The 24,335-nt window shown below is 64.0% G+C and carries 19 protein-coding genes; 9 read left to right on the forward strand and 10 right to left on the reverse strand.

Translation table 11 applies throughout. The features are described from left to right. Positions 1-12: 12 nt before the first annotated feature. Genes proC through EN851_RS27425 form a run of 3 tightly spaced genes read right to left on the reverse strand, consistent with a single transcriptional unit; the run spans position 13 to position 3,184 of the window. A complete protein-coding gene (proC, locus tag EN851_RS27415; protein WP_135930393.1) occupies positions 13-828 on the reverse strand; it encodes a pyrroline-5-carboxylate reductase in 816 nt (271 codons plus the stop codon). A 60-nt stretch (positions 829-888) separates the two neighbouring features. Next, positions 889-2,217, reverse strand: coding sequence for an O-antigen ligase (locus EN851_RS27420; protein WP_135930394.1), 1,329 nt, complete (start codon positions 2,215-2,217; stop codon positions 889-891). Continuing rightward, complete coding sequence (locus EN851_RS27425) at positions 2,186-3,184, reverse strand: glycosyltransferase (RefSeq protein ID WP_135930395.1); 999 nt, start codon at positions 3,182-3,184, stop codon at positions 2,186-2,188. The genes EN851_RS27420 and EN851_RS27425 overlap by 32 nt, the downstream gene beginning before the upstream one ends. 170 nt (positions 3,185-3,354) lie before the next feature. Here EN851_RS27425 and EN851_RS27430 point away from each other — a divergent pair, with 170 nt between their 5' ends. From EN851_RS27430 to EN851_RS27440, 3 genes are read left to right on the forward strand one after another with little or no spacing between them, the layout of a single operon-like run. Continuing rightward, positions 3,355-4,527: a glycosyltransferase family 4 protein gene (locus EN851_RS27430; RefSeq protein ID WP_135930396.1), complete on the forward strand. Its 1,173-nt coding sequence runs from the start codon at positions 3,355-3,357 to the stop codon at positions 4,525-4,527. Then, complete coding sequence (locus tag EN851_RS27435; RefSeq protein WP_127870845.1) at positions 4,524-5,330, forward strand: WecB/TagA/CpsF family glycosyltransferase; 807 nt, start codon at positions 4,524-4,526, stop codon at positions 5,328-5,330. Before EN851_RS27430 ends, EN851_RS27435 begins: the two co-directional genes overlap by 4 nt. After that, entirely contained in the window at positions 5,327-6,253 is a 927-nt protein-coding gene (locus tag EN851_RS27440) for a DUF6492 family protein (protein WP_135930397.1), read from the forward strand. The genes EN851_RS27435 and EN851_RS27440 overlap by 4 nt, the downstream gene beginning before the upstream one ends. A 6-nt stretch (positions 6,254-6,259) precedes the next feature. Here the strand turns inward: EN851_RS27440 and EN851_RS27445 are convergent, their stop codons facing one another. Beyond that, on the reverse strand, positions 6,260-7,555 hold the full coding sequence (locus EN851_RS27445) for a lipopolysaccharide biosynthesis protein (RefSeq protein WP_127275896.1): 1,296 nt from the start codon (positions 7,553-7,555) through the stop codon (positions 6,260-6,262). A 200-nt stretch (positions 7,556-7,755) separates the two neighbouring features. On the opposite strand from EN851_RS27445, the gene EN851_RS27450 reads away from it, so the two are divergent. The 4 genes from EN851_RS27450 to EN851_RS27465 all read left to right on the forward strand — a co-directional run bounded on the left by EN851_RS27450 (position 7,756) and on the right by EN851_RS27465 (position 14,248). Beyond that, positions 7,756-10,365: a GumC family protein gene (locus tag EN851_RS27450; protein WP_135930398.1), complete on the forward strand. Its 2,610-nt coding sequence runs from the start codon at positions 7,756-7,758 to the stop codon at positions 10,363-10,365. Between the two features lie 183 nt (positions 10,366-10,548). Continuing rightward, positions 10,549-11,448: a bifunctional methylenetetrahydrofolate dehydrogenase/methenyltetrahydrofolate cyclohydrolase FolD gene (gene folD, locus EN851_RS27455; RefSeq protein ID WP_135930399.1), complete on the forward strand. Its 900-nt coding sequence runs from the start codon at positions 10,549-10,551 to the stop codon at positions 11,446-11,448. A 28-nt stretch (positions 11,449-11,476) separates the two neighbouring features. Further along, positions 11,477-12,475, forward strand: a complete 999-nt coding sequence (locus EN851_RS27460) for a GlxA family transcriptional regulator (RefSeq protein ID WP_135920564.1) — start codon at positions 11,477-11,479, stop codon at positions 12,473-12,475. 108 nt (positions 12,476-12,583) lie between these two features. Further along, complete coding sequence (locus EN851_RS27465; RefSeq protein ID WP_135930400.1) at positions 12,584-14,248, forward strand: VWA domain-containing protein; 1,665 nt, start codon at positions 12,584-12,586, stop codon at positions 14,246-14,248. Between the two features lie 67 nt (positions 14,249-14,315). Here EN851_RS27465 and edd read toward each other — a convergent pair whose 3' ends face one another. The 3 genes from edd to zwf form a co-directional block, all read right to left on the reverse strand. Further along, positions 14,316-16,139, reverse strand: coding sequence for a phosphogluconate dehydratase (edd, locus tag EN851_RS27470; protein ID WP_135916956.1), 1,824 nt, complete (start codon positions 16,137-16,139; stop codon positions 14,316-14,318). A gap of 73 nt (positions 16,140-16,212) precedes the next feature. After that, positions 16,213-16,929, reverse strand: coding sequence for a 6-phosphogluconolactonase (gene pgl / locus EN851_RS27475; protein WP_135930401.1), 717 nt, complete (start codon positions 16,927-16,929; stop codon positions 16,213-16,215). Beyond that, complete coding sequence (gene zwf / locus EN851_RS27480) at positions 16,911-18,383, reverse strand: glucose-6-phosphate dehydrogenase (protein ID WP_135930402.1); 1,473 nt, start codon at positions 18,381-18,383, stop codon at positions 16,911-16,913. Before zwf ends, pgl begins: the two co-directional genes overlap by 19 nt. Before the next feature lie 311 nt (positions 18,384-18,694). On the opposite strand from zwf, the gene EN851_RS27485 reads away from it, so the two are divergent. Further along, positions 18,695-19,441 carry an SDR family oxidoreductase gene (locus EN851_RS27485; RefSeq protein ID WP_135930403.1) on the forward strand — a complete coding sequence of 249 codons (747 nt, stop codon included), beginning with the start codon at positions 18,695-18,697 and terminating at the stop codon, positions 19,439-19,441. Positions 19,442-19,460: 19 nt separating this feature from the next. Here the strand turns inward: EN851_RS27485 and EN851_RS27490 are convergent, their stop codons facing one another. The 3 genes from EN851_RS27490 to EN851_RS27500 all read right to left on the reverse strand — a co-directional run bounded on the left by EN851_RS27490 (position 19,461) and on the right by EN851_RS27500 (position 23,457). After that, positions 19,461-20,342 carry an SH3 domain-containing protein gene (locus EN851_RS27490; RefSeq protein ID WP_135930404.1) on the reverse strand — a complete coding sequence of 294 codons (882 nt, stop codon included), beginning with the start codon at positions 20,340-20,342 and terminating at the stop codon, positions 19,461-19,463. A 385-nt stretch (positions 20,343-20,727) separates the two neighbouring features. Next, a complete protein-coding gene (locus EN851_RS27495) occupies positions 20,728-22,014 on the reverse strand; it encodes an FAD-binding oxidoreductase (RefSeq protein WP_135930405.1) in 1,287 nt (428 codons plus the stop codon). A 6-nt stretch (positions 22,015-22,020) separates the two neighbouring features. Further along, complete coding sequence (locus tag EN851_RS27500; protein ID WP_167531254.1) at positions 22,021-23,457, reverse strand: glutamine synthetase family protein; 1,437 nt, start codon at positions 23,455-23,457, stop codon at positions 22,021-22,023. A gap of 148 nt (positions 23,458-23,605) precedes the next feature. Between EN851_RS27500 and EN851_RS27505 the strand changes: the two genes are divergently transcribed. Next, the gene (locus EN851_RS27505; RefSeq protein ID WP_127870856.1) at positions 23,606-24,322 is read left to right on the forward strand and encodes an HAD family hydrolase; all 717 of its coding nucleotides are present in this window, start codon (positions 23,606-23,608) and stop codon (positions 24,320-24,322) included. Positions 24,323-24,335 lie beyond the last annotated feature (13 nt).

Here is a 24,335-nt window from a genome sequence, read left to right on the forward strand (position 1 = left end):
AGCTGTCCCCACTTATTTCCCCAGTTCGATCGACCTTAGCCGCGCCGCTTCCACCGCGTCGGTGAGCAACTTGGTCAGCCGGTCCTCGCCCATCAGCACGCCAAGCGCGGCCGCCGTCGTGCCGTTGGGGCTGGTCGCCTGCTGGCGCAGCACACCCGGGTCCTCACTGCTTTCCGCTGCAAGCGACGCGGCGCCGTAGACGGTCTGCATGGCAAGCAGCCTGGCGGTCGCCGCCGGCAAGCCGGCCTTCTCGGCGGCCACGGTCAGCGCTTCTATGAAATGGAAGATGTAGGCCGGACCCGATCCGGACACGGCGGTCACCGCATCCATCAGGCTCTCGTCATCGATGGTAGCCACTTCGCCGCTGGCCGAAAGCAGGTCGGCGACGAAACGCCTGGCGTCGTCGGAAACCAGGGGATTGGAAAACACCACCATCATGCCCTTGCCGATGGCAGCCGGCGTGTTGGGCATGCAGCGCACGATCGGCGCGCGGTTGCCGAGGATTTGCTCGAAGGTGGCCGACGGCGTTCCGGCGGCAATGCTGACGAAAGTGGTGCGGCCGTCGCCGAAGCGCTTGTAGGCGGCGGTGACGTCACGGATCACCTGCGGCTTCACCGCGATGATGACGAGTTCAGGCACGGCATTCGTCGGAATGGCTTCGGCTTCCGCCGCGGTGCCGCAGCCGAGTGCGGCGGCCCGATTGCGCAGGTCCGCGTTGGGCTCGACCACGAAAACCGCTGAGGGTGCGAGCTTGCCGGACTTCAGCCAGCCCGAGAGCATGGCGTAACCCATATTGCCGCAGCCGGCGAGAACAAGCCTGATCGTCATCGAGAGCCCTCCGAGGAAAGGCCATGACATAGACGCTCGCGGATCGGTGGGGAAGCCCTCTCAGGACCGCTGGACGGGCGTGCGCACCGCGATCGGCCGCAGCGACACTTGCCTGAGACCCAGCACGCCGAGCACGAAGAACAGCCAGACCGGATCGCCGCGATGAAAGAAGAAGCTCTCGAGGAAGGCGTTGAGCGCGGTGAACAGCACCACCATCATGAAGAAGTCGCCGAGAAAGATGTTTTCCTTGCGCTGCGGAATGCGCATGTAGTCGCGCAGCGGTGCGATGAGGAAAGTGTAGACCGCCACGCAAAGGGCAGGGATGCCCATCAGCACGGCAATGTCGAGATAGCCGTCATGGCCGTGCACGATGGTCCTGATGTCCCAGGGGCGATCGAAGGGCTGGTCCTGGTTGAACAGCAGCGGCGTGCCCCAGAAGCTCTCATAGCCGTAGCCGGTCCACGGCTTCTTCGCCAGCATCGAGCCGGCGAACTCCCACAATGTGGTGCGGCCGGTGTAGGTCATGTCGGGAAAATAGATCGCCGCCAGATGTTTGATCGGCGGCAGGAAGACGATGCCCAGCGTGCCGACCGCCGTGGCGATTATCGCCAGCGCAAACAGGATCGGCGTGCCGAGCCGCATGCCTATCAGGCTCGGAAACATCACGATCAGGATCGAGAACGGCACCAGCCCGGCGGTGGTCTTGGAGCCGGTGTGCAGCATGAAGATCATCGCCGCGCAGAAGATGCCAGCGCCCCACCAGCGCTGACCGCGCCGATAGAGATAAAGGCCGGCGAAACTGAAGCAGGCCATGATCGGTCCGGCGATGTTCTTGTGGGTGAACACGCCGCGCCACAGGCCGGCATGTTCGGGCTCTTGCGAGTCGGCCGTGTGCATCGCCTCGTGTGGAAAGACGATGAGGCCGAGATAGGATAGGCCCATCACCGCGACGGCGGTGAAGATGATGACCCTGGAGAAAGACTCGGCGTCACGGGGCAGCGCCAGGATCGTTGCCATCGTCAGGATGCCGATCATGGTGAAGGACGCCGCGCGCATCGCCGAGGGCGGATCGGTTGCCAGCACCACCGACAGGAAGAAGAAGCCCAGCATCAGAATCCAGGATGGGCTGAGCAGCGAGCGCACGACGCGCGGGTCGGCGAAGGCCATCAAGGCAAAGACCGAAACCGCGCCGAGTGAGCCGAAGCCGAGCTGATTGACGATGTCGCCGCCTTCGCCGGTGAGTTCGGCGCCGGCCGGCTGGAACGGGCGGAAGGACACCATGATGACGGTGAACAGCAGCGCCGCGATCGCGGTCGCCACGCCCTCGCGCGTGAACGCGGCGCCGAGCGGCGCGCGCTCAGTTTTTCTCAGGCTGGCGGTATTGCTCATTGGCATATCCGAATTCGGCCAGCACGCGGCCGAGCGCCACATGGACGGGGTAGATGGCGATCGCCGGCGATCCGGTGCGCGCCAGCCGCATCATGCCGCGAAGCGGCGAGACGGCAAGGAGCGCCAGGCTCTTGGCGAACACTTTGGCACCTGCGAAGGGCGTGCCGGCGCGCTTCTTCTTTTCCACCAGCGTCGAGATGACACCGTTGCGCAGGCTGCGGGCACGGATCCAGTCGGTCTGGACGCGCCGGGCCGGAACGGTCTCCCGCACCTTGGCCTCGGCGCACCAGCCCAGCACGAAGCCCCTTTGCGCCGACCGGCTGAGAAAGTCGGAGTCGCCGCCGCCCATGAAATTGAATCTGAGATCGAGGAAAGGCGGCCCCATCGCTGTCAGCACGTTACGCCCGATCAGAAGATTGCCGGACGAATAGAGTGCGGGCACCCGTCCCGTCTCCCGGTAGGGAGGCGCGAAGACAGGATGCTCGGCCCATGTCGCGTGGGCAGGATCGGCAAAGACGGGCACCTGCGGCCCGCCAACGATATCGGCCCCGAGCGTTTCGGCCGCGCGGCACATCCGCTCCAGCCATTGCGGATCGGCAATCTCGTCATCGTCGATGACCAGCAGATGCCTGAAGTTCGGGAAATGCAGGATCGCCGTCTGCCAGCCGGCATTATAGGCGCTGCAATTGCCGCGTTCATGCGCGATGATGACCATGCCCGGTATCTCGCCGCACTCGAACAGCGGCAGCGCGGCCTTGGCACCGTCACGCGCCTCGGCCTCGTTCTCCATAACGATGACCGCAAAGCGCCTGCCGGTTTGCTGCTGGCGCAGCGACGCCAGCGTCTCCAGCAGCTGTTCGGGCCGCTTGAAAGTCGGCAAGGTGACGATCGCTTCGACGGCCTCCGCGTCGAGCCGGGGAGACCGTCCCGCGATCGATACCGAACCGTCCGATGGCAAAGGGATCATCCGTATCCAGCCGCGTCTTGAGTCGCGTTCTGGTAGCACCACGATGATAAGGTTTCGTTAATCACCTTGCACGGAGAGGCCCGCCAGGCATGGGCTTTGGGGCGTTGACCGTGCTCGTTTAATCAAGGGTTCACCGCGCTTTGCTACCGGCTACACCACAGGATAGTGAGATGCATCTGCTGTTCGCCACATCGATCGTGCCCGACGGTGCTCTCGCCTCGGGCTACGAGATCGCCAACGCCGCGATCATCGCCGCCTTGCGGCGCGCCGGCGCGCGCGTGACGGTCATCGGCTTCACCTGGCCCGGGAAAGCCGCGATAGATCCCGAAAACACGGTGGTGCTTGGTGCGATCGACGTGCGCACCGAAAGTGCTTCGCCGCTGCAAAAACTCTCCTGGGTCGGCAAGGCAATATTTTCGGGCCTCACCTTCGCGTCGGTCAAGTTGCGTGCGGTGTCCGACCACGACGTTCAGGCCGCGATCGAACGCGCCGGTCCATTCGATGGTTATGTGCTGAATTCCGTGCAGTTCGCCGGTGCTTTCGAAAAGCTCTTCGAAGGCCGGCCTTCGATCTTCGTCGCCCACAATGTCGAGCATCTCTCGGCCCGCGAGAATGCCGCTGCCGCCGGCGGCATTTTCCAGCGTCTGCTGTTCCGGCGCGAGGCAAGGCTGCTCAAGCTCGTCGAAGAGCGTCTCTGCCGCCGCGCGCGCTTCGTCTTCACGCTGGCCGAGGAGGATCGCGTGGCGCTCGGTGTCGCCTCGGATGACCGTTCGGCGGTGCTGCCGCTGGTAACCGGCGACACGGCGCCGGTCCGGAAAGGCCGGCGCCCGATCGAGTACGACGCGGCCCTGATCGGCACCTGGACCTGGCAGCCAAACCGCATCGGCCTCGACTGGTTCCTGGGCAAGGTGGTGCCGCACCTGCGGCCTGGTTTCCGCATCCGCATCGCGGGCCACATGCCTTCCGGCGTCACCTCGACGCATCCGGGCGTCCAATTCGTCGGCCGCGTTCCGGATGCCCGGGCTTTCGTCTGTGGCGCGGCCGTCATCCCGCTGATCAGCACCGCGGGCAGCGGCGTACAGTTGAAGACCATCGAGACCTTCGAGCTTGGCCTGCCCTCGGTCGCCACCAGCCGTTCGCTGCGCGGCATCGACCACCGCCCGGCCAATTGCGTGGTCACCGACGATCCGGCCGGCTTCGCCCAGGCCCTGGAGGCTGCCGCGGCCGATATCGACGATGTCGATGGCACCACCTTCCATCGCCGGCAGGTCAAGGCGCTCGACGCCGCGGTTCGTGTCGGTCTCGAAAAAATCGGCGCCGTCCGGCGGGAGGTGCTTGCATGAACATGCACGCCACCCGCGCCGCGTTCGGGCTCGACAGTCTGAAAATGATCCTCGGCATCCCGGTGCTCGCCATCCGCTGGAACGATGCGATCGCCCTGCTCAATCGCCTGCTTGCCGAGAAGCGCTTCACCAAGGTCAGCTTCCTCAATGCTCACAATGCCAACATCGCCTATACCGACCCGGTCTTCGCCGAGGCGCTCGACGATTTCCTCATCCTGCCGGATGGCATCGGCGTCGATCTCGCCGCGAAGCTTCTCTACGGCGCGGCATTTCCCGACAATCTCAACGGCACCGATTTCGTGCCCGCATTCCTGCAGGCTTCCAAGCGGCCGCTGACCGTGGGGCTGCTCGGTGCGACGCGTGTCAACGCCGAGGCGGCGTCGCTGAAGCTGGCGGCGCTTGCCGTGCAGCACAGCTTCGTGGTCGTTCACGATGGCTATTTCTCCGCCGCGCAGGAGCCGGAGATCATCGGTCGGATCGCAAAATTGCGACCTGACATGCTGCTCGTCGCGATGGGCGTGCCGCGCCAGGAGCTGTGGATTGAACGCCACATCGACGAACGTCATTGCACGCTGCCCGTCGCGGTCGGCGCGCTGCTCGATTTCCTGAGCGGCTCGGTGCCGCGCGCCCCGCTATGGATGCGCCGCCTGAGGCTGGAATGGCTGTTCCGGCTGGCGGTCGAGCCCGGCCGGCTCTGGCGCCGCTACGTGGTCGGCAACCCCCTGTTCCTCTGGCGGGTCGTCAAGCAGAAATGGTCGCGCGGCGCCGAGGCCGCCGCAGATGCTCCCGGAGAGTTTCGTTGAACAAGCGCTTCGTCCCAGACCCGCTGGTCGGCCCGGGCCTGTTGCCGAAGACGCCGACGGCGGCGCTGGTGACGGCAAGCTACGCCCCGGATTTCGAGCGCTGCCGCCTGCTGTGCGAAACGCTTGACCGCCATGTCTCGGGTGCCGCGCACCACTATATTCTGGTCGAACATCGCGACCTCGCGCTTTTCCGTCAGTTGGCGACCAGCCGCCGCTCGATCGTCGATGAGCGGGATCTCCTGCCGCGCTGGCTGCGCGCCTTCGACGATCCGTTCAGCCTGTTTCGCCGGCGTGTCTGGCTCAGCATGAAGACCCAGCCGCTGCGCGGCTGGCACGTGCAGCAACTGCGCCGTATCGCCATATCGGCGCACGCCAGGGAAGACGTGCTGATCTTCTGCGATTCCGACGTCGCTTTCCTGAAGGCGTTCGATTGCGGTGTCTTCTGGCGCGATGGCAGCGCGCGCCTGTTCCGCCGCGATGGCGTGCTCGCCGATGACGGCCATGACGAGCATCGCGTGTGGTCGCGCAATGCCGGCGCCGCACTCGGCATCGACCGGTCCCAGGCGTCGGTCCATGATTATATCTCGACGTTGATCGCTTGGCGCCGTGACACGGTGCTGGCCATGTGCGGCCGGATCGAAAAGGTCCATGGTCGCGACTGGGTCGAGGTCATCGGCTCGGCGCGCAAATTCTCCGAATGCATGATCTACGGCCGCTATGTCGATGATCTGCTGGACGGAGCCGGCCATTTCCACGGTTCGGAGGAATTCTGCCGTGTCCACTGGACGGGCGAGGCGTTGTCGGACGATGAGTTTCGCCGCTTCGTCGCCAGCATGGCGCCGGAGCAGGTAGCGATCGGCATGCAGTCCTTTATCGGCACGGATATCGGCCGCATCCGCCGCCTGATCGGGCTTGATCGCTGACTTGTCCTAGATTGCCTTCGCCGGTCGGCGCAGCGCCGAATAGGTCAGCAGCATCGACGCGAGATAGAGCAGCAGGAAGACGATGTTGAGCGACAGCACCAGATCAGATGTCTCGGTAATGGTGGTCAGCACATAGGTCAGCAGCAGCGCCTTGAGGGCGGCGAGCAGGCCCAGATTGAGCGCCCGCACCAGCGTCTGGCCGCGCGCGAACAGAAGCTCGGCCTGGTATTCGACCAGATTGCGCAGTCCCGGCACGCAGATCGCCAGCGCCACCAGGGGCGCGGCCTCGGAGACATTCCTGCCGAGCGCGTTGGGGAAGAAATGCAGCACGATGCCGAGCGCCGCCAGCGCCAGCGTCGAGACCGCGAACACACCGCCCTCGATGCCGCTCTTGACCGCCAGCCGTGAGAGGAGTTCGGGCGCGCGCATCATGCGCTGCACGAGCATCATCGAGAAGGTGCGGATGGGAATGGCCGTCAGGTCGACCAGGCGCATGATGATGGCATAGATGCCGGCCAGATGCGGTCCGCCGATCGCCAGCACCAGCAGCTTGTCGAACTCCATCTGCAGGTAGAACAGCACCTCCGCGCCGGCCACATAGATGGAATCGGCGAGCCGCCGCAGATAGAGCTCGACGCGCAGCCGCAGCCTCTGGCGCGGATAAAACCACCCAAACGCGAGCAGCAGCGAGGCGGCGTTGGCGCCGATGTAGAACCACGACCACACCCAGATGCCGTGCTGTGCCGAGACCATGAATAACACCGCACCAAGCGCCCGCAGTGCCGTGGCCAGGATCGCCAGTATGGCGGCGCGGCCGAATTTGCCCAGCCCGTTGTTGACGATCAGCGCCACTTCCACCGGTCGCCACAGCAGCGCCTCGGCGAAGACGATCGCCGTGAACACCGACAGCGGCACGGTGCCGGCGAAGAAGGTCAGGTAGACGCCGAACGAGGCGGCGGCCAAAAGCGGCAGCGAGGCGGCGCCGAGCACCAGGAAGCCGGCGGTGAAGGTGCCGATCAGATTGGGCCGGATGGTAGCGGTGCGATAGAGCGCCGAAATGAACCCGAAGGCGAGGATTCGCGACAGCATGACGCCGGCCGCCGAGGCAGTGGCGAACATGCCGAATTCGGCGATCGAGAGCGTATTGGCGAGTGCGATGAAATAAGCGAGTGAAAACACCAGTCGCCCGCCGGCACCGCTGATCGCCGAGAAATAGTCGCGCACCAGCCCGCGTCGTTCGGCCATGAAGGTGCCGATCCGCGCGAAGGTCCGCCTTTGCGGTATGTCGCTCGCCTCAGTCATAGGTCAAGGAAATGCATAGGCCGGAAAGTTTAACGTGCCGTTCTGAAGCTTTCGGTTGTGTTAAAAGTTCTTGCAATCATGACGTGAATTCCTGCCACCGTCTTCCGGAAATTAACCTTTTGTTTCCTATGCCTGTTTAGCGTGGCTTAACGAATGGCCGACCGCCGCTCCCAAGCGGCCAAGAGTAAAGCTCCACGATAATGGTCGACAGCGAAAACCGTGAGGACTGGAAGCGCGAGCGCTCCTTGCTGGCGCTTGGCGAGGCCGTGCGTGGCGAGGACGACGCTTCGCTGGTGTCGATAGGAGATCGCGCGAATCCTTCATGGCGCGAGGATGCCGCCACGCGCCATCGCCTGGCCCGTTCCCGGCGCGAGACCAAGGCGAGCCCGCCGCCGCTTGCCGTCGGTGACGCCGCGCCGTTCTCTCTTGACGGGGAGCAGCCGTTTGAAGCCGACGACGCCTGGCGTTCCCGGGCGGAGACCGGCGCCGGCGATCTGCCACCCGACATGCCGCGCGTACGGCCGGCGCCGGAAGAACCTTCAGGGACGGCTCGCACTCGTGATGCAATCGGATCCCGCGCCACGGACGGAGCCGATACGTCCTCCGACGGCGGTGCGGACGGTCAGCAATGGAAGCCACTGATCGATCCGATGCTGGTCGTTCGCGGCGTCGCCAGGTCGAAGCTGCTGATCGTTGCGACCACGATACTGGGCGCCGGCCTCGGCATTGCCATCGCTCTGTCGATGCCGAAGAAATACGAAGCCACGACCGAACTGATCATCGAGCCGGGCGACCTGAAGCTCTCCGACCGCGATCTCACGCAACCGGTAGGCCAGCCCGATGCCGCGTTGGCCGTCGTCGAAACCCGGATCAAGATGCTCACCTCGGGCACCGTTCTCGATCAGGTCGTCAAGAATCTCAATCTCGTCAACGATCCGGAGTTCAACGGCCAGGGTGCCGGCGGCCTTGGCGTGATGTCGCTTATCCGCTCGGTTGTGTCACGCCACGATGGGCCCGGCGGTGTCGACGAGGTTCGCCGCCAGGCGCTGGCCGTTGGCAATCTGGCCAAGAGCCTGTCGGTCGAACGCACTGGCAAGACTTTTGTCATCTCCGTCAGCGCTGTAACCCAGAACGGCGAGAAGTCGGCGCTCATCGCCAATACGACGAGGACCGTTTTTCAGCAGGAGGCCGCCAAATACCAGTCCGACATGGCCGGACGCGCGACGAACGAATTGACGTCCAAGCTCGACGATCTGCGCAAGGGGGTCGAGGCGGCCGAGCGCAAGGTCGAGGATTTCAGGGCCACGCATGGTCTCGTCGACGCGCAAGGCCATCTGATCAGCGACGATCAGATGCTGAAGCTCAACGAGCAGCTCTCCGTCGCCCGCGCCCGCACGCTGGAACTCAATGCCCGGGCGGCGTCGGCGCGTTCGCTGGACGTCAATTCCGTTCTGACCGGCACTTTGCCGGAAGAAATCAACTCCAACACCATGAGCGATCTGCGCTCGCAATATGCGACGCTGAAGCAGGAGGCCGATCGCGCCGCGGTTCGGCTGGGGCCGCGCCATCCCGAGCTCCAGGCTCTCGACGCCCAGGTTGCCGGCGCGCGCGAGCGCATTGCCAATGAACTGCGCCGCATCGCCTCTTCGCTGCAGGTCGATCTGAAGCGCGCGGTCCAGCTCGAACAGGACCTCGCGTCTCGGCTGGCTCAGGCCAAGGTCCAAAGCGGCGACGTCAACAGCGACTTGGTTGCCCTGCGGGAATTGGAGCGTGAGGCCACCGCCAAGCGTTCCGTCTACGAGCAATATCTTCTGCGCGCCAAGGAGACCGGTGAACAGACGGGCATCAACACGACCAACATCAACGTGATCACCTCCGCACAAGCCCCACTTGAGCCAAATGGACCCTCGCGGGCCTTGGTGGCATTGGCCGGGCTGCTGCTTGGCTTTGCCGCGGGTGTCGGTTTGGGCGCCTTGCGCGGGACCTATGACAGCCTGCGCGAGACGGCAAGCTCGCGCTCACGCCGCGAGCGCAAGCCGAACGAGCGCAAGCTGGACGAACGCAAGCTGGATGAACAGAGGGCACCTCTTGAGGCGCAGGCATTCCGGGCGGAGCCTCCGCCCGCTCCGCCAATGCCGACAGCGCCTGTACCGCCGCCTCCCGCGGCACCGCAGCCCGCCACGAGGACCGAAGCCGCTCCCGCCGAAGGCTCCGGGAGGATCGGCGCACTCATGTCGAGACTGCGCAAGGCCATGTCCCGCAAACCCTCGGCCGAAGCTGACGACAACATCTCCAGCGAGTTCGCCCTACCCGCCTTTGCCGACAACGGACGGCCGGCCAACGCTTCGACATTCCCTGGCTATCCGGAGCCCGGTTTCGGGCCTCGGCAGGCGGCCGGCCTGGATTATTCGCAGTCACCTTTCCAGCCAGGCGCCGAGGCCGGGTATGGGCGGCAAATGGCGTCGCCCTCGCGCTCGCCCCTGATGTCGCAACAGGCAATTTATCCGGCTCCGCCCTTGCCGTCCTCTCCCTATGCGCAGCCGATGGGCTATCCCCTGGCGCAGCCCCGGTCACAAGCGGGTTATCCCTATACGCAACCCACCGCGGGACCCTATGCGGCGCAAATGTCGTACCCGCCGCCCGCTCCCGCGCAACCACCGGCCCATCCAGCCGCCCCGCATGCGAGGCCGATCCCGGTCGAGGAAAGTGGCGAACAATCATCGGTGGAAGAGATTCGCGCCAGCCTGCGCGAATTCCGCGAGGCGGTCCGCGAACTCACGGAAAACCGCACCCGGCGCCGCTACTTCTGAGCCACCGGATAGGTTGTGGAGGCCGAACAAAACCGTGCCGGTTTCACGTAAACGGCATGGAACGGCGCTTTGACGGGATTGCGAACTTGAATTTTCGTGACAATGCCGCGCTGCAGATTGCCTGCGCCGTTGCCTTGTGTTTTCCGAAGGCAGCGTTGAGCGGAACGATATTGAGGGTGGTCCATGGCCGAAGTGATTGACGGAAAGAGCGTTGCCGAAGACGTGGTGCGATCGGTCAAGGCGCTGACCGCCGAGTTGGTCGCCAAGGGCAAGGCCAAGCCGGGTCTCGCCGTGGTCATCGTCGGCGAGGATCCGGCCAGCCAGGTCTATGTCGCTTCCAAATCCCGCACCGCCAAGGAATGCGGCTTTCATTCGCTCCAGCACACGCTGCCGGCCGAGACGTCCGAGGCGGCACTGCTCGAGCTCATCGCCGAACTCAACGCCGACCCGGCCATCAACGGCATCCTGGTCCAGCTGCCGCTTCCCGCCCATGTCGATGCCGGCAAGATCATCCAGGCCATTGCGCCGCAAAAGGATGTCGACGGGTTCCATTTCATCAATGTCGGCAAGCTCGGCACCGGCGAACTGGACACCGCCTTCGTTCCCTGCACGCCCGCCGGCTCGATGCTCCTGATCGAGCGCGTGCGCGGCAAGGACCTGTCCGGCCTCACCGCCGTCGTCGTCGGCCGCTCCAACATCGTCGGCAAGCCGATGGCCAATCTGCTGCTTGCCGCCAACTGCACCGTCACCATCGCTCACAGCCGCACCAAGGACCTGCCGGCGCTTGCCCGCACGGCCGACATCCTTGTCGCTGCGGTCGGCCGGCCGGAAATGATCAGGGGTGATTGGGTCAAGCCCGGCGCCACCGTCATCGATGTCGGCATCAACCGCATTCCCGCCCCCGAGAAAGGCGAGGGCAAGTCGCGTCTCGTCGGCGATGTCGCCTATGCCGAAGCGGCCAAGGCGGCGGGCGCGATTACCCCGGTCCCCGGCGGTGTCGGTCCGATGACCATTGCCATGCTGATGGCCAATACGTTAGCTTCGGCCTACCTTGCGGCCGGATTGAAGCGGCCTTCCTTCTGAGCCCGGGTTGACCCTGAAAGCCGCAGCTTTGCCGAATCCCACTATTTCCCCGGAACGGCCGGTCACGAGCGATCCCGTTCAAGGTGGCCGGCAGTTCGCCTTCCTGCTGGTCGACAAGTTTTCCATGTTCTCGCTGGCGGCCGCGATCGACACGTTCCGGTCGGCGAACCGCCTGCTTGGACGCGATTTCTACGGCTGGACGACGGTCTCCGCCGATGGCGATCCGGTGATGGCCTCCAACGGTCTGCCGCTCAAGATCGACTACGCCGTCGCCGACCTGCCGCCGGTTGATATTCTTTTCGTTTCGGTCGGCCTGACGACGGAATTTCCGGGCAAGAGCAAGGTTCTGGCGGCCTTGCGCAGCTGGGGCCGGCGCGGCAACGCGCTTGGCGCCTTGTCGGTCGGGTCCTACCTGCTGGCCGAGGCCGGCCAGCTCGAAGGCTATCGCTGCACCATCCATTGGGAAAACCGCGCCGGCTTTGTCGAGCGCTTTCCCGATATCAACTGCACGGGCAATGTCTTCGAGATCGACCGCAAGCGCTACACCTGCGCCGGCGGCACCACCTCTATCGACCTGATGCTGGAGATCGTGCGTGGCGATTTCGGCTCCAACCTCGCCAATGGCGTCGCCAACCAGTTCCAGCACGAGCGCATCCGCTCCGCCGGAGACCGCCAGCGCGTCGGGCCGGAGCGTGACCTGACGGGCAAGTCGGAGAAGCTCAGGCGCATCGTCGAACTGATGGCCGACCATCTCGACGAACCGCTGTCGGCGGTACAGCTCGCCAAGTCGGCGGGCCTTTCGGTGCGCCAGGTGGAACGGCTGTTCCTGCGCCATCTCAACGTCACGCCCGGGCGCTACTATATGCGGCTGCGGCTGGAGCGGGCGCGTGAATTGCTGCGTCAGACCAACATGCCGATCCTCGACGTGGCGATCGCGACCGGCTTCACCTCGCATTCCTATTTTGCCCAGAGCTATCGGCTGCAATTTGGCCGCCCGCCCTCGGAAGAGCGCCGCACGACATACTGAGTGATTTGCTTGGTCGGGCATGCCGGCGCCATGCCTGCGGGCTTGTGTCCCGACGCCCCGTCAAATAGCTTTCACGTGCCGACGAGGGGGCTAACTCAGGAGATTTCGATGGCGGGACTTGCACGGAGCGTCGCTGCGGCGATCCTCCTTTTGTCGATGACGACATTCGGCTTTGCCGCCAACAAGGTCATCATCATCCTCGACGCGTCGGGATCGATGTGGGCGCAGATCGATGGCAAGCCCAAGCTGGAAATCGCCCGTGAATCACTGAGGACCGTGCTTCAATCGGTTCCCGCAGACGACGAGATCGGCTTTATGGCCTATGGCCATCGCGAGAAGGGCAGCTGCGACGACATCCAGCTCATCGTGCCGCCTCAGGCTGGCTCGGCAAGCGCCATCTCGGCAGCCGCCGACAGTATGAAATTCCTCGGCAAGACGCCGCTGACGGCAGCCGTCAAGCAGGCGGCCGAAGCGCTGAAATACACCGAGGACAAGGCGACGGTCGTCCTCATCACCGATGGGCTCGAAACCTGCGGCGGCGACCCCTGTGCGCTTGGCAAGGAACTCGAAGCCTCCGGCGTCGATTTCACCGCCGACGTCGTCGGCTTCGGCCTGACCGCCGATGAAGGCAAGCAGATTGCCTGCCTCGCCGACAACACCGGCGGCAAATACATCCAGGCTTCCGACGAGAAGGCGCTGCAGGAAGCGCTGGTCGAGACCGTCGCGGCGCCGGCACCGGCGCCCGAGCCGGCACCGGCCCCCGCTCCGGCACCAGCGCCGGAGCCGGCCAAGCCCGATTTCAATTTCATGCCGACCGTGGTGTTGGCCGAGGGCGGCGATCCCGTCACCGACGGCAATGCCTGGGAAGTTTACAAGGCCAAATCGGACGGTACGCGCGGCGACAACATCACCACCGAATACGGCGAGTACAAAGCCAATCTGGAACCCGGCGACTACGTCATCGTCGCGCGCGACGGCGAGGCCAAGGCGGAGCAGAAGATCAAGATCGAGGCGGGCCAGGTCTACAAGCCGCTGTTCACCTTGAATGCCGGCACGCTCATCCTGCATCCGCGTCCCAGCCAAGGTGCCGATGTGGCCAGTGGGGCGGCTGTCGTGATCGCCTATCCGGGGGCCGACAACCCCCCGACCTATTATGGAGACACGAAAGCAGTGTTGCCGGCCGGCGACCAGAAAGTGACCGCCACGATCGGACAGGGCGCGGTCACCGAAACGATTCCGCTCGCTGCCGGCCGGGTGATAGACAAGGACATTATCGTCGGCGTCGGCCATGTCGTTGCCAACGCCTATTATGCGGCCGGTGGCGACAAGGCCGATGGTTCAGGCGTCGGCTTCAAGGTGCTCAAGGCCAAGAAGAAGATCGATGGCACCCGCGACGAGGTCACGTATGCCTATGGCCCCGACAGCAAGTTCGATTTGCCGCCCGACGACTATGTGTTGATCGCGACGGTCGACCTCGCCGTCGTGGAACAGCCTTTCAGCGTCAAGGTCGGCGAGTTCCAGGATCTCAAGGTCGCCATGAATGCCGGCGTGCTGGCAATCACGGCTCCCGGCACCTCCAAGATCGAGATTTTCGAGACGAAGAAGGACATCAATGGCAATCGCAAGTCGATCGGCTACGCCTATGACGAGAAGTATCAGGCGGCGATAGCGGCGGGCGATTACGCGGTGGTCTCGGAGAAGCCGGACAACAGCAAGAAGGAAGGCACCGTGACCGTGAAGGCTGGAGAGCGGGTTGAACTGACGGTGCAATAAGGATTGCGATTTCGACCGGCAAAAAGGGCGGCCGCGAGCCGCCCTTTTTCATGCCGCACAGATTGCCTCAGGCGGTTCCGAAGGCGCTGGCGCCGTGGTCGGCGCGGCCCACCAATTGGCGGAAACCAGCGAAAAGCTCGCGGCCGAAACCGAATTCATTGCCGATCAGGTCGGCCTCGGCCGTGCGGCGCAGCGCGAATTCGGTCCCTGGCACCAGCACTTCCAGCGTGCCGGCATCGGCGTCGAGGCGGATGATGTCGCCGTCATGGATCCGCGCGATCGGCCCGTCCTCGACCGCTTCCGGCGTCACATGGATCGCCGCCGGCACCTTGCCGGAAGCGCCCGACATGCGCCCGTCGGTGACCAGCGCGACACGCTGGCCGCGATCCTGCAGGATGCCGAGCACGGTGGTCAGCTTGTGCAGTTCCGGCATGCCGTTGGCCTTCGGTCCCTGGAAGCGGATGACGGCGATGAAATCACCGGTGAGCGTGCCGGCCTTGAAGGCGTCGTTCAGCCCCTGCTGGCTGTCGAACACCTTGGCCGGCGCCTCGATGAGACGTCGCTCCGGCTTGACGGCCGAAGTCTTGATGACTGCGTGGCCGAGATTGCCCGACAGCACTTTCAAGCCGCCGGTCGGCTGGAACGCCTTGTTGAACGGCGCCAGCACCTTCTCGTCGCCGCTGGCACGCGGTGACGCCTCGCGCACCACGCTGCCGTCGGCGCCGAGCTTTGCCTCGACCGCATATGGCCGCAGGCCTTCGCCCCACACCGTCTGCACATCCTCGTGCAGAACGCCTTCGTCGAGCAGCTCGCGGATCAGGAAGCCGAGCCCGCCCGCGGCATGGAAATGGTTCACGTCGGCCAGCCCGTTCGGATAGACCCGTGCCAGCAGCGGCACTGCCTCCGAAAGATCGGAAATATCCTGCCAGGTCAGCGCGATGCCGGCGGCCGCCGCCATGGCGATCAGGTGGATGGTGTGGTTGGTGGACCCGCCGGTGGCGTGCAGGCCGACGACGCCGTTGACGAACGAGCGTTCGTCGATCATCCGCCCGACAGGCGTATAGGCATTGCCAAGCGCGGTGATCGCCAGCGCCCGCTTCGTCGCCTCGCGGGTCAAGGCATCGCGCAACGGCGTGCCTGGATTGACGAAGGACGCACCCGGCGTGTGCAGGCCCATGATCTCCATCAGCATCTGGTTGGAATTGGCCGTGCCGTAGAAGGTGCAGGTGCCCGGCCCATGGTACGATTTGGACTCGGCTTCCAGCAGTTCGGCCCGTCCTGCCTTGCCCTCGGCATAGAGCTGGCGGACCTTGGCCTTCTCATCGTTGGGCAGGCCTGTCGTCATCGGGCCGGCCGGAATGAAAACCGCCGGCAGATGGCCGAAGGTGAGCGCGGCGATCACCAGTCCCGGCACGATCTTGTCACACACGCCGAGATAGACGGCGGCGTCGAACATGTTGTGCGACAAGCCGATCGCGGCCGCCATGGCGATCACGTCGCGCGAGAACAGCGACAGCTCCATGCCCGGCTGGCCTTGTGTCACGCCATCGCACATCGCCGGCACGCCGCCGGCGACCTGGGCGATGCCACCGGCTTCGCGCGCGGCCTCCTTGATCAGGGCGGGGAAGCTCTCGAAGGGCTGATGCGCCGACAGCATGTCGTTGTAGGAGGTGATGATGCCGAGATTGGGCACCTTGTCGGTGCCCAGCGCCAGCTTTTCCGAGGGGCTGCACACCGCAAAGCCGTGGGCGAGGTTGCCGCAGGACAGCACCGACCGGTTGGCGGTCTGGTTCGACGCTTCGGCGATTCGGCTGAGGTAGCGTTCGCGGCTCGGTTTGGAGCGCTGGCGAATCCGCTCGGTGATGGCTTCGATGTCGCGTCTTGCGGTCATGGCATCAGGTCCTTTCAGGCGAGGTCCCGGAAACATCCTCCCGCCGTTGCCGGGACCACTTGTAAACTTGAAGTCAGGGCGCCCAGAAAACCTCCACGGGCCTGGGCGATGCGTCGAGCACGGCGCGGATCGGCTTGCGCGGTCCGGGCGCGACAGCGTTGTCGAAGGCGATGCGCTTCTCCTCGCCCTCTATGTGCAAGGCGAGGAAACCCGCATCGATGATGCGGGCGAGCGTCAGGGTCAGCCGCGGCTCACCAGCGCTTTTGGCATGGACCGGCAGGATCATCCTGTCGGACGCCGGGTCGAGCAGCTTCGGCAGATCGTCGGCGTCGGGAAAGAACGAGGCGGTGTGGCCGTCCGGTCCCATGCCGAGCACCACGACATCGAGCGGCCAGGGCAGGGATCGCAATGCCGCATCATCGGAAGCCGCGGCATCCTCGATGCCGGCCGCCTCGTGGTAGAGCGGAACGAAACGGGCCGCCCTGGCCGCGTTCTGCAGCAGGTTTGCGGCAACCAGTCCGGCATTGGATCGCGGCGAGGAGGCCGGCACGAAGCGTTCGTCGACCAGCGTCACGATCACCTTGTCCCAGGCGATCGGCGCCGTGGAGAGCGCGGCAAAGAACTTTGCCGGCGTCGTGCCGCCGGAGACAGCGAGCACCGCCGTGCCGCGCCCGGCGATCGCCTTGGTGAGGCGATCGGCCACCTTCGCAGCCAGCGCCGAGGCCAGTTGCGGACGGTCGGGAAAGGCATTCCAGTTGTAGCTGGCGCTGTTCAATTGCTCTCGTGCCATGTCCGCCCGTCACGTTCGATCAGCGCTATCGAGGCCGACGGCCCCCATGTGCCTGCCGTATAGCCCTGTGCTTCCTGCTTGGCGCCTTCCCAGGCATTCTGGATCGGGTCGATCCACTTCCAGGCGGCTTCCACCTCGTCGCGACGCATGAACAGCGTCTGGTTGCCGCGGATGACATCCATGATCAGTCGTTCATAGGCGTCGGGCGCGCGGCCGTCGAAAGACTGCGCGAAGCTCATGTCGAGCGAGATCTGGCGCAGCCGCATGCCGCCCGGGCCAGGATCCTTGATCATGATGAACTGCTTGACGCCTTCGTCCGGCTGCAGCCGGATGACCAACTGGTTGGCGAAGATCGGTCCTGCGCCGCTGTCGCCGAAGATCGAATGCGGGATCGGCTTGAACTCGATGACGATTTCCGAAACCCGGGTCGCCAGCCGCTTTCCGGTCCTGAGATAGAAGGGAACGCCGGCCCAGCGCCAGGTCCCGATCTCGGCCTTGATGGCGACGAAGGTCTCGGTGTTGCTGTCCTTGCCGAGTTCCTCGACATAACCTTTCACCGGTCCGCCGGCCGACGCACCGGCACGATACTGACCACGCACGGTGTGCTTGGGCGCCTCGTTGCCGTTGATGCGCTTCAGCGCCCGCAACACCTTCAGCTTCTCGTCGCGCACGGCGTCGGCGTCCATCGACGACGGCGCCTCCATGGCGACGAGGCAAAGCAGCTGCAGCATGTGGTTCTGCACCATGTCGCGCAGCGCACCGGCCTTGTCGTAATAGGTGACGCGATCTTCCAGGCCGACGGTCTCGGCGACGGTGATCTGCACGTGGTCGATATGGGCGGAATTCCACAGCGGCTCGTAGAGCGCATTGGCAAAGCGCAGCGCCATCAGGTTCTGCACCGTCTCCTTGCCGAGATAGTGGTCGATGCGGAAGATCTGGCTTTCGTGGAAGTCGTCGCCGACGAGATCGTTGAGCGCCTGCGCCGAGGTCAGGTCGCGGCCGATCGGCTTCTCCAGCACGATGCGTGAGTTCGGCGTGATCAGATTGTGCTCTTTGAGCTTGTGCGAGATATCGCCGAACAGCGCCGGCGCCACGGCCAGGTAGAAGGCGCGGATGTGGTCGCTTTCGCCGATCGCCTTTTTCAGCTTGTCGAAGCCGGCGCCGCTCGTCGCATCGGCCGGGACGTAGGAAAGCCGTGCCAGGAAGGTCTTCAACTCCTTGGCATCGATATCGGCCGGCTTGACGTGGTCCGAAATGGCCTGCTTGGCGAAGGCCCGGAACTCCTCGTCGCTCATCTTCGAGCGCGACGTGCCGATGATGCGCGTCGGCTCCGAGAATTGATGGTCGCGCTGGCGGTAGTAGAGCGATGGCAGCAGCTTGCGCTCCGACAGGTCGCCGGTACCACCGAAGATGATGAAGTCGAAAGGGTCGACGGGGATGATCTGGCTGGTCATGGTCTGTCCGCTTTGACGCCGGTCGCGAGTACGTGGCTGATATATTCTAATCGATTTAAATTTTCCAGTGCCATGGTGTCACATCGAGGACCAATCGCTGGATATTGATTGGATCCACCTGTGCGCTTGACACTGGCGCCGCCGCGAGGCTTGTCGTGAACGAAGACTCCGGAAGCTTTCGCAGTTGCAGCATAGAACGTGAATGTGACGAAAGCTAAGGGAGAAATCGGCGCTGTATCCTGTCGCGGAACCGGCCGGGCTGTCAGCCCTTTCGTGCAAGCCGCGCGATGAACCCAAGGAGCGGTAGACGCATGCGTCTGGAAAACAAGGTCGCCATTATAACCGGTGCGGCATCGGGCTTCGGCGAAGGCATGGCCAAGCGCTTTGCGCAAGAGGGCGCCAGGGTCGTCGTTGCCGATCTCAACGCCAAGGGCGCGGAACGCGTCGCCGGCGAGATCGGCGACGCGGCGATCTGGACGCAGACCGATGTTTCGTTGCGCTCCGAGTTTGACGAGATGATCTATGCGGCCAAAAGCGCCTTCGGCCGCATCGACATCATGGTCAACAATGCCGGGTTCACCCACCGCAATGGCGACATGCTCAAGGTCGACGAGGAGACGTTCGATCTGATCACATCAGTCAACATGAAGGCGATCTATCACGCCGCCCTTGCCGTCGTGCCGATCATGGAGCGGCAGGGCGGCGGCGTCATCCTGACCACGGCGTCCACCGCGGGCCTGCGGCCACGGCCCGGCCTCACATGGTACAATGCCTCGAAGGGCTGGGCGATCACCGCCACAAAATCGATGGCAGTGGAACTCGCGCCCAAAAACATCCGCGTCAACTGCCTCTGCCCGGTCGCCGGAGAAACCGGCATGCTGGAGAAATTCATGGGCGCCGATACGCCCGAAATCCGCGAGACATTCCGCGCCTCGATCCCGCTCGGCCGGCTCTCGACCCCACTCGATATCGCCAATGCGGCGCTATGGCTGGCCTCGGACGAGGCCGCCTTCATCACCGGCGTGGCGCTGGAGGTCGATGGCGGGCGCTGCATCTGAATGCGGCGATCGTCGGATATTACGCGTCGGGCTTGACGTAGCTCTTGTACACCCAGCCGTGCTTGCCGTTGTAGACGATCTCGCACCACTGCTTGCAGCCCATCAGTTGCACTGAAGTCCGGGCAGGCACCGTGCCCATGGAGGCTGCGCCCTTCTTCGGAGCACTGCGCATGGTGACAGTCCTGAGAATACGGCCGCTGCCCGCCGCAGCCACCTTGCGCGGCTTCGCCTTGGCTGCGTCATCTTCGCCTTGTGCATTTGCAGGTTTTTGTTCCGGTACTTGCGGCTGCGTCTGCGGAATGCCGGCGGTCTGCGCGCCATCGGGATTGCTGCTTGTCGCAGGCGGGCTCGGCGCTGCGACCTTGGCAAGCTCGTCGGTGGCATCGGTATCGGTAGACGATTGGGCGAATGCCGCTGTTTTGTCAGGCAACGGCTCGGGCTGCTTGGCTATCTGGCTGGGGGCAGCCGCTTGATCGGGATCAGCTGCCGCGGCGGCAGCCTTTGGCTGTGCCCCGGTCCAGCGGGGATCATTGGCCGCAAGCGCTTGTATGTTGCCCGCCGCCGCTGCCATGATCGGTGACACCTGGCTGGACTTGCGCTCCGCCTGCGGTGTCACGGCAGCTGCGGTGACCGTAGTCCCCGAAGGGGAAACTTTCGTCGTCTTCACTGGAATGGCCGGAATGCTCTGCTCGGGGCTGGCGGCCGCTTGCCTCTCGCTGGTCGGCAATGCCAGCCAGAGTGCAACCGCGGCAACGCCAAGCAGTGCGGCGGTACCGACCGCGGCAATGACCAGGTGCGAGTTCGAACGGACACCCTGCCAGAATGACGGGCGCATGTCATAGCCGAACTGCATGGCAAAGCGCCGACGTTCCGGAGCACCGAAACTGAAGGGCTCTCTCACTCTTGCCACCTCCATAAGCGGGCCGGTGTTCTTTCGATCAAATCTCGCAAATCGTGCGTTCGATCAGCATCGGTCCCAAAACGCGGGCAGGCCCGCAACAATCCCCGAACAATCGCCCAGATGCGGACCTTTCGTCCGCGATTGTGGCATCAGTACGCCATTACCGAGGATTCTGCGCCTTCGCCGGCAATTCCGCAATGTGTCGCCCGGGCAACAAATGTTACATGGATATTACAATATTACATGAGATCGTGATCGCATCAGATGACGGCGATCCGATCCCTGCCTGAAGCACGTCGCCTCGAACCGGACTTATAACAACGCACTTTAGATCTGTTTTGATGCTCGTCGTTCGTCCTGGGCGAGGGCACTTTTGCGCGACGCATTAAATCCTGTCGCGCAGCGCGAACCAGTTGAGCGCCAGGAAAAGCAGCGGCGCTCGGAACCGGCGGCCGCCAGGAAAGGGCGGAATTTTCAAGTCCTCGATCAGCTTCAGCCGGTCGCGGTTACCTGTGACGGTTTCGGCATAGAGTTTGCCGAAGAAGTTGGACAGCATCACGCCGTGACCCGAATAGCCGCCGGCCGAGATCACATTAGGCATCACTTCGCGCACGAACGGCTTTCTCGGCACCGTGATGCCGACATAACCGCCCCAGCCATGGGTGATCTCGACATCGCTCAGCGCCGGATAGAGCTCTGCGATCTGACGGCGAATATGGATGTGGATATCCTTTGGATCGTTGACGCCATAGACCTCGCGTCCGCCGAACAGCAGCCGGCCATCCCGGGATTTGCGGAAATAGCGCACGACGAAACGGGAATCGTCGACCGATTCGCCCCCTGGCAGCACTTTCGAATCCGACCCCAGCGGCACGGTCGCGCCGATGAAGGATCCTATCGGCATGATGTGCGCGGCACTCACCGGCTCGAGCGTTCCGCCATAGGCATTGACCGCGATCAGGCATTTCTCCGCCGAGATCGTCCCTCTCGGTGTGGAGACTCTGACCTTGCCGCCGGCGGAGATGATGCCGGTTGATGGCGTCCCTTCGAACAGGTGCGCGCCGGCTTGTGCCGCTACCCGCGCCGTGCCGATCACCAGTTTCATCGGATGGATATGGCCGGTGCCGGTGTCGCGCGTGCCGCCGAAATAGGCGCTCGAACCCAGCCGCTCCGCGGTCTCCTTCGCATCCATGAATGAGATGTGCGGGTAGGAGAAACGGCCGGCCATGATTTCGGCATGCGCCTTGTAGTCGTCGACATAGCGCGGCCTGTGCGCAACCGAAAGCTGACCCGGTATGTAGTCGATATCGATCTGGTTGATGGCGGCGAATTCGAGCAGGTGGGCTTTGGCCTCTTCGGCAAGATCGAACAGCGCCTTGGCGCGGGAAAGGCCATATTCGGCCTCGAGATCCTCCGCCCAGGCGCGTTGGCCGGTGCCGAGCTGGCCGCCATTGCGCCCGGAAGCGCCGTCGCCGAAGCGATGCGCCTCGATCAGCACCACGTCCGCTCCGGCCTTGGCCAAATGAATCGCTGCCGACAGGCCGGTAAAGCCGCCACCGATGATGACGACATCGCAGGTCCGGTCGCCATCGAGCACCGGATATTCAGGCCGTGGGCCGGCCGTGTCCTCATACCAGGAGCGGCCAGGAGAAATTGGGGATTGATAGTTCATGACTGGTCAGACGTTGAGCAACAAATACTCCCTCTCCCACGGACTGATCACTTCCATGAACGTTTCGAATTCCGCACGTTTGATCGCCGCATAGGTGGCGGCGAAGGACTTGCCCAGCAACGCGCAGAGTTCCTCGTCGCCTTCGAACAGGTCGACCGCTTCGAGCAGGCTGCGCGGCAGGTCGATCTCGTCGGCGTTGGCGGTCGTCAGCACCGGCGGCTCGGCCTTGATCTTCCTAGTGATGCCGATCAGCCCGCAGGCGAGCGAGGCTGCAAGTGCCAGGTAGGGATTGGCGTCGGAGGACGGAATACGGTTCTCGACGCGCCGCGCCGCGGGGTCCGAACGCGGCACGCGGAACGCCGTGGTGCGGTTGTCGTAGCCCCATTTGTTGTTTACGGGAGCCGATGCCGCCTGCGTCAGCCGCCGGTAGGAATTGACGTAGGGCGCGAACATCACCAACGCGTTCGGCACGTGCTTCTGCATGCCGCCGATGAAATGGAAAAAATCCTCGGTTTCGGAACCATCCTCGGCCGAAAAGATGTTCCTGCCCGTCTTCTTGTCGATGATCGATTGGTGGATATGCATGGCCGAGCCCGGTTGGCCCTGGATCGGCTTGGCCATGAAGGTCGCGTAGATCTCGTGCTTGAGAGCCGCCTCACGGATGGTGCGCTTGAACATGAACACCTGGTCGGCAAGTTCGACCGGGTCGCCATGGCGCAGATTGATCTCGAGCTGGCCGGCGCCCTCTTCGTGGATGAGCGTGTCGATCTCCAGCCCCTGGCTTTCGGAGAAATGGTAGATGTCGTCGATCAGTTCGTCGAACTCGTTGACGCCGGCGATCGAATAGCCGGCGCCGCCGCCGATCGCGCGCCCGGAGCGGCCGACGGGCGGGGTCAACGGATAGTCCGGGTCTGGATTCTTGCGCACGAGGTAGAACTCGATCTCGGGCGCGACGACCGGCTTCAACCCAAGTCTGTCGTAGGCGGCAATGACGCGCTTCAGCACATTGCGCGGCGTGAACTCGACCGAGCGACCATCCTGGTGGACGAGGTCGCAGATGACGGCCGCCGTGGGGTCTTCTTCCCATGGCACCACTGTCAGCGTCGACAGGTCCGGCATCAGCTTGAGGTCGCCGTCGTCTTCCGGATAGTGGAAGCCGTTGCCGTCCTCTGGATAGCCGCCGGAAATCGTCGTCATGAAGACGGCCGAGGGCAGCGCCAGTGAGGTGTTGGAGGTGAATTTCTTCGACGGCATCATCTTGCCGCGCGCCACGCCGGCCTGATCAGGCGTGATGCATTCGATATCCTCGATGCCGCGCCATTCCAGCCAATCGCTGACTTCCTTCCAGTTCTTCACACCACGCAGGTTTTTCACAAAGGCAGGCGTGCGCGCCCGTCCTCCGCGGCTCGACGGACGGACTTCCTTTTTTGCAGGCGGCATCATTCACCAGATTGGGTTGCGGATTTCGGAGTATAGCCGTGCCGCGTGATGGAAGGGAAGGGGAGCCGCCGCCGGCAATTGCCGGTGCAGGTTGAAAACCGCCTGCCGGTCGGCTTAGGTTTGGCGCCTTCCCGCAATCGAGAAGCCGGCGATGCGAACCAGCAGCGAACTGACCACGATCGGCTTTGATGCCGACGACACGCTTTGGCAGAACGAACAATTCTTCCGCACGACAGAAAAGCGCTTTGCCGCCATGCTGGCCGATCATGGCGAGGAAAAGCAGATATCGGCGCGGCTGTTGGAGGCCGAGAGGCGCAACCTTGCGATCTATGGTTTCGGGATCAAGGGATTTACGCTCTCGATGATCGAAACGGCGATCGAGGTCACCGACGGGCGCGTACCGGCTTCGGTCATAGCGGAGATTCTGGACGCCGGGCGCGAGATGCTGCGCCATCCGATCGAGCCGTTGCCGCATGCACGCGAGACGGTCGAGAAACTCGCCGGCACCTTCCGCCTCGTCCTGATCACCAAGGGCGATCTGTTTGATCAGGAGCGCAAGCTGGTCGGCTCCGGTCTGGGCGACCTGTTCGACGCCGTCGAGATCGTCAGCGACAAGACCGCCGCGACTTATGCGCGCCTTTTCAACCGCCATGGCGATGGTCCGGCAAGGAGCATGATGGTCGGCAATTCGCTGAAGTCGGACGTGGTGCCCGCCATCGAGGCCGGCGGCTGGGGTGTCCATGTGCCACACGAACTGACCTGGGTGCTCGAACACGTCGAGGCGCCAGTTGCCGAGCCGCGTTTCCGCCAGATATCGGATCTCGGCCAATTGCCGGAACTGATAGAAAGCATCGCGAAGCCGGGCTGATCGCGACTTCGAT

The sequence above is a fragment of the Mesorhizobium sp. M8A.F.Ca.ET.208.01.1.1 genome (assembly GCF_004791315.1).
Taxonomy (GTDB): domain Bacteria; phylum Pseudomonadota; class Alphaproteobacteria; order Rhizobiales; family Rhizobiaceae; genus Mesorhizobium.

Coding starts and splice junctions, on each gene's coding strand:
- EN851_RS27435 (WP_127870845.1), top strand. CDS start 4,524: ATGAACATGCACGCCACCCGCGCCGCGTTCGGGCTCGACAGTCTGAAA.
- edd (WP_135916956.1), bottom strand. CDS start 16,139: ATGACCGCAAGACGCGACATCGAAGCCATCACCGAGCGGATTCGCCAG.
- EN851_RS27450 (WP_135930398.1), top strand. CDS start 7,756: ATGGTCGACAGCGAAAACCGTGAGGACTGGAAGCGCGAGCGCTCCTTG.
- EN851_RS27430 (WP_135930396.1), top strand. CDS start 3,355: ATGCATCTGCTGTTCGCCACATCGATCGTGCCCGACGGTGCTCTCGCC.
- EN851_RS27445 (WP_127275896.1), bottom strand. CDS start 7,555: ATGACTGAGGCGAGCGACATACCGCAAAGGCGGACCTTCGCGCGGATC.
- zwf (WP_135930402.1), bottom strand. CDS start 18,383: ATGACCAGCCAGATCATCCCCGTCGACCCTTTCGACTTCATCATCTTC.
- EN851_RS27485 (WP_135930403.1), top strand. CDS start 18,695: ATGCGTCTGGAAAACAAGGTCGCCATTATAACCGGTGCGGCATCGGGC.
- EN851_RS27425 (WP_135930395.1), bottom strand. CDS start 3,184: ATGATCCCTTTGCCATCGGACGGTTCGGTATCGATCGCGGGACGGTCT.
- EN851_RS27420 (WP_135930394.1), bottom strand. CDS start 2,217: ATGAGCAATACCGCCAGCCTGAGAAAAACTGAGCGCGCGCCGCTCGGC.
- EN851_RS27505 (WP_127870856.1), top strand. CDS start 23,606: ATGCGAACCAGCAGCGAACTGACCACGATCGGCTTTGATGCCGACGAC.
- pgl (WP_135930401.1), bottom strand. CDS start 16,929: ATGGCACGAGAGCAATTGAACAGCGCCAGCTACAACTGGAATGCCTTT.
- EN851_RS27465 (WP_135930400.1), top strand. CDS start 12,584: ATGGCGGGACTTGCACGGAGCGTCGCTGCGGCGATCCTCCTTTTGTCG.
- EN851_RS27500 (WP_167531254.1), bottom strand. CDS start 23,457: ATGATGCCGCCTGCAAAAAAGGAAGTCCGTCCGTCGAGCCGCGGAGGA.
- folD (WP_135930399.1), top strand. CDS start 10,549: ATGGCCGAAGTGATTGACGGAAAGAGCGTTGCCGAAGACGTGGTGCGA.
- EN851_RS27495 (WP_135930405.1), bottom strand. CDS start 22,014: ATGAACTATCAATCCCCAATTTCTCCTGGCCGCTCCTGGTATGAGGAC.
- proC (WP_135930393.1), bottom strand. CDS start 828: ATGACGATCAGGCTTGTTCTCGCCGGCTGCGGCAATATGGGTTACGCC.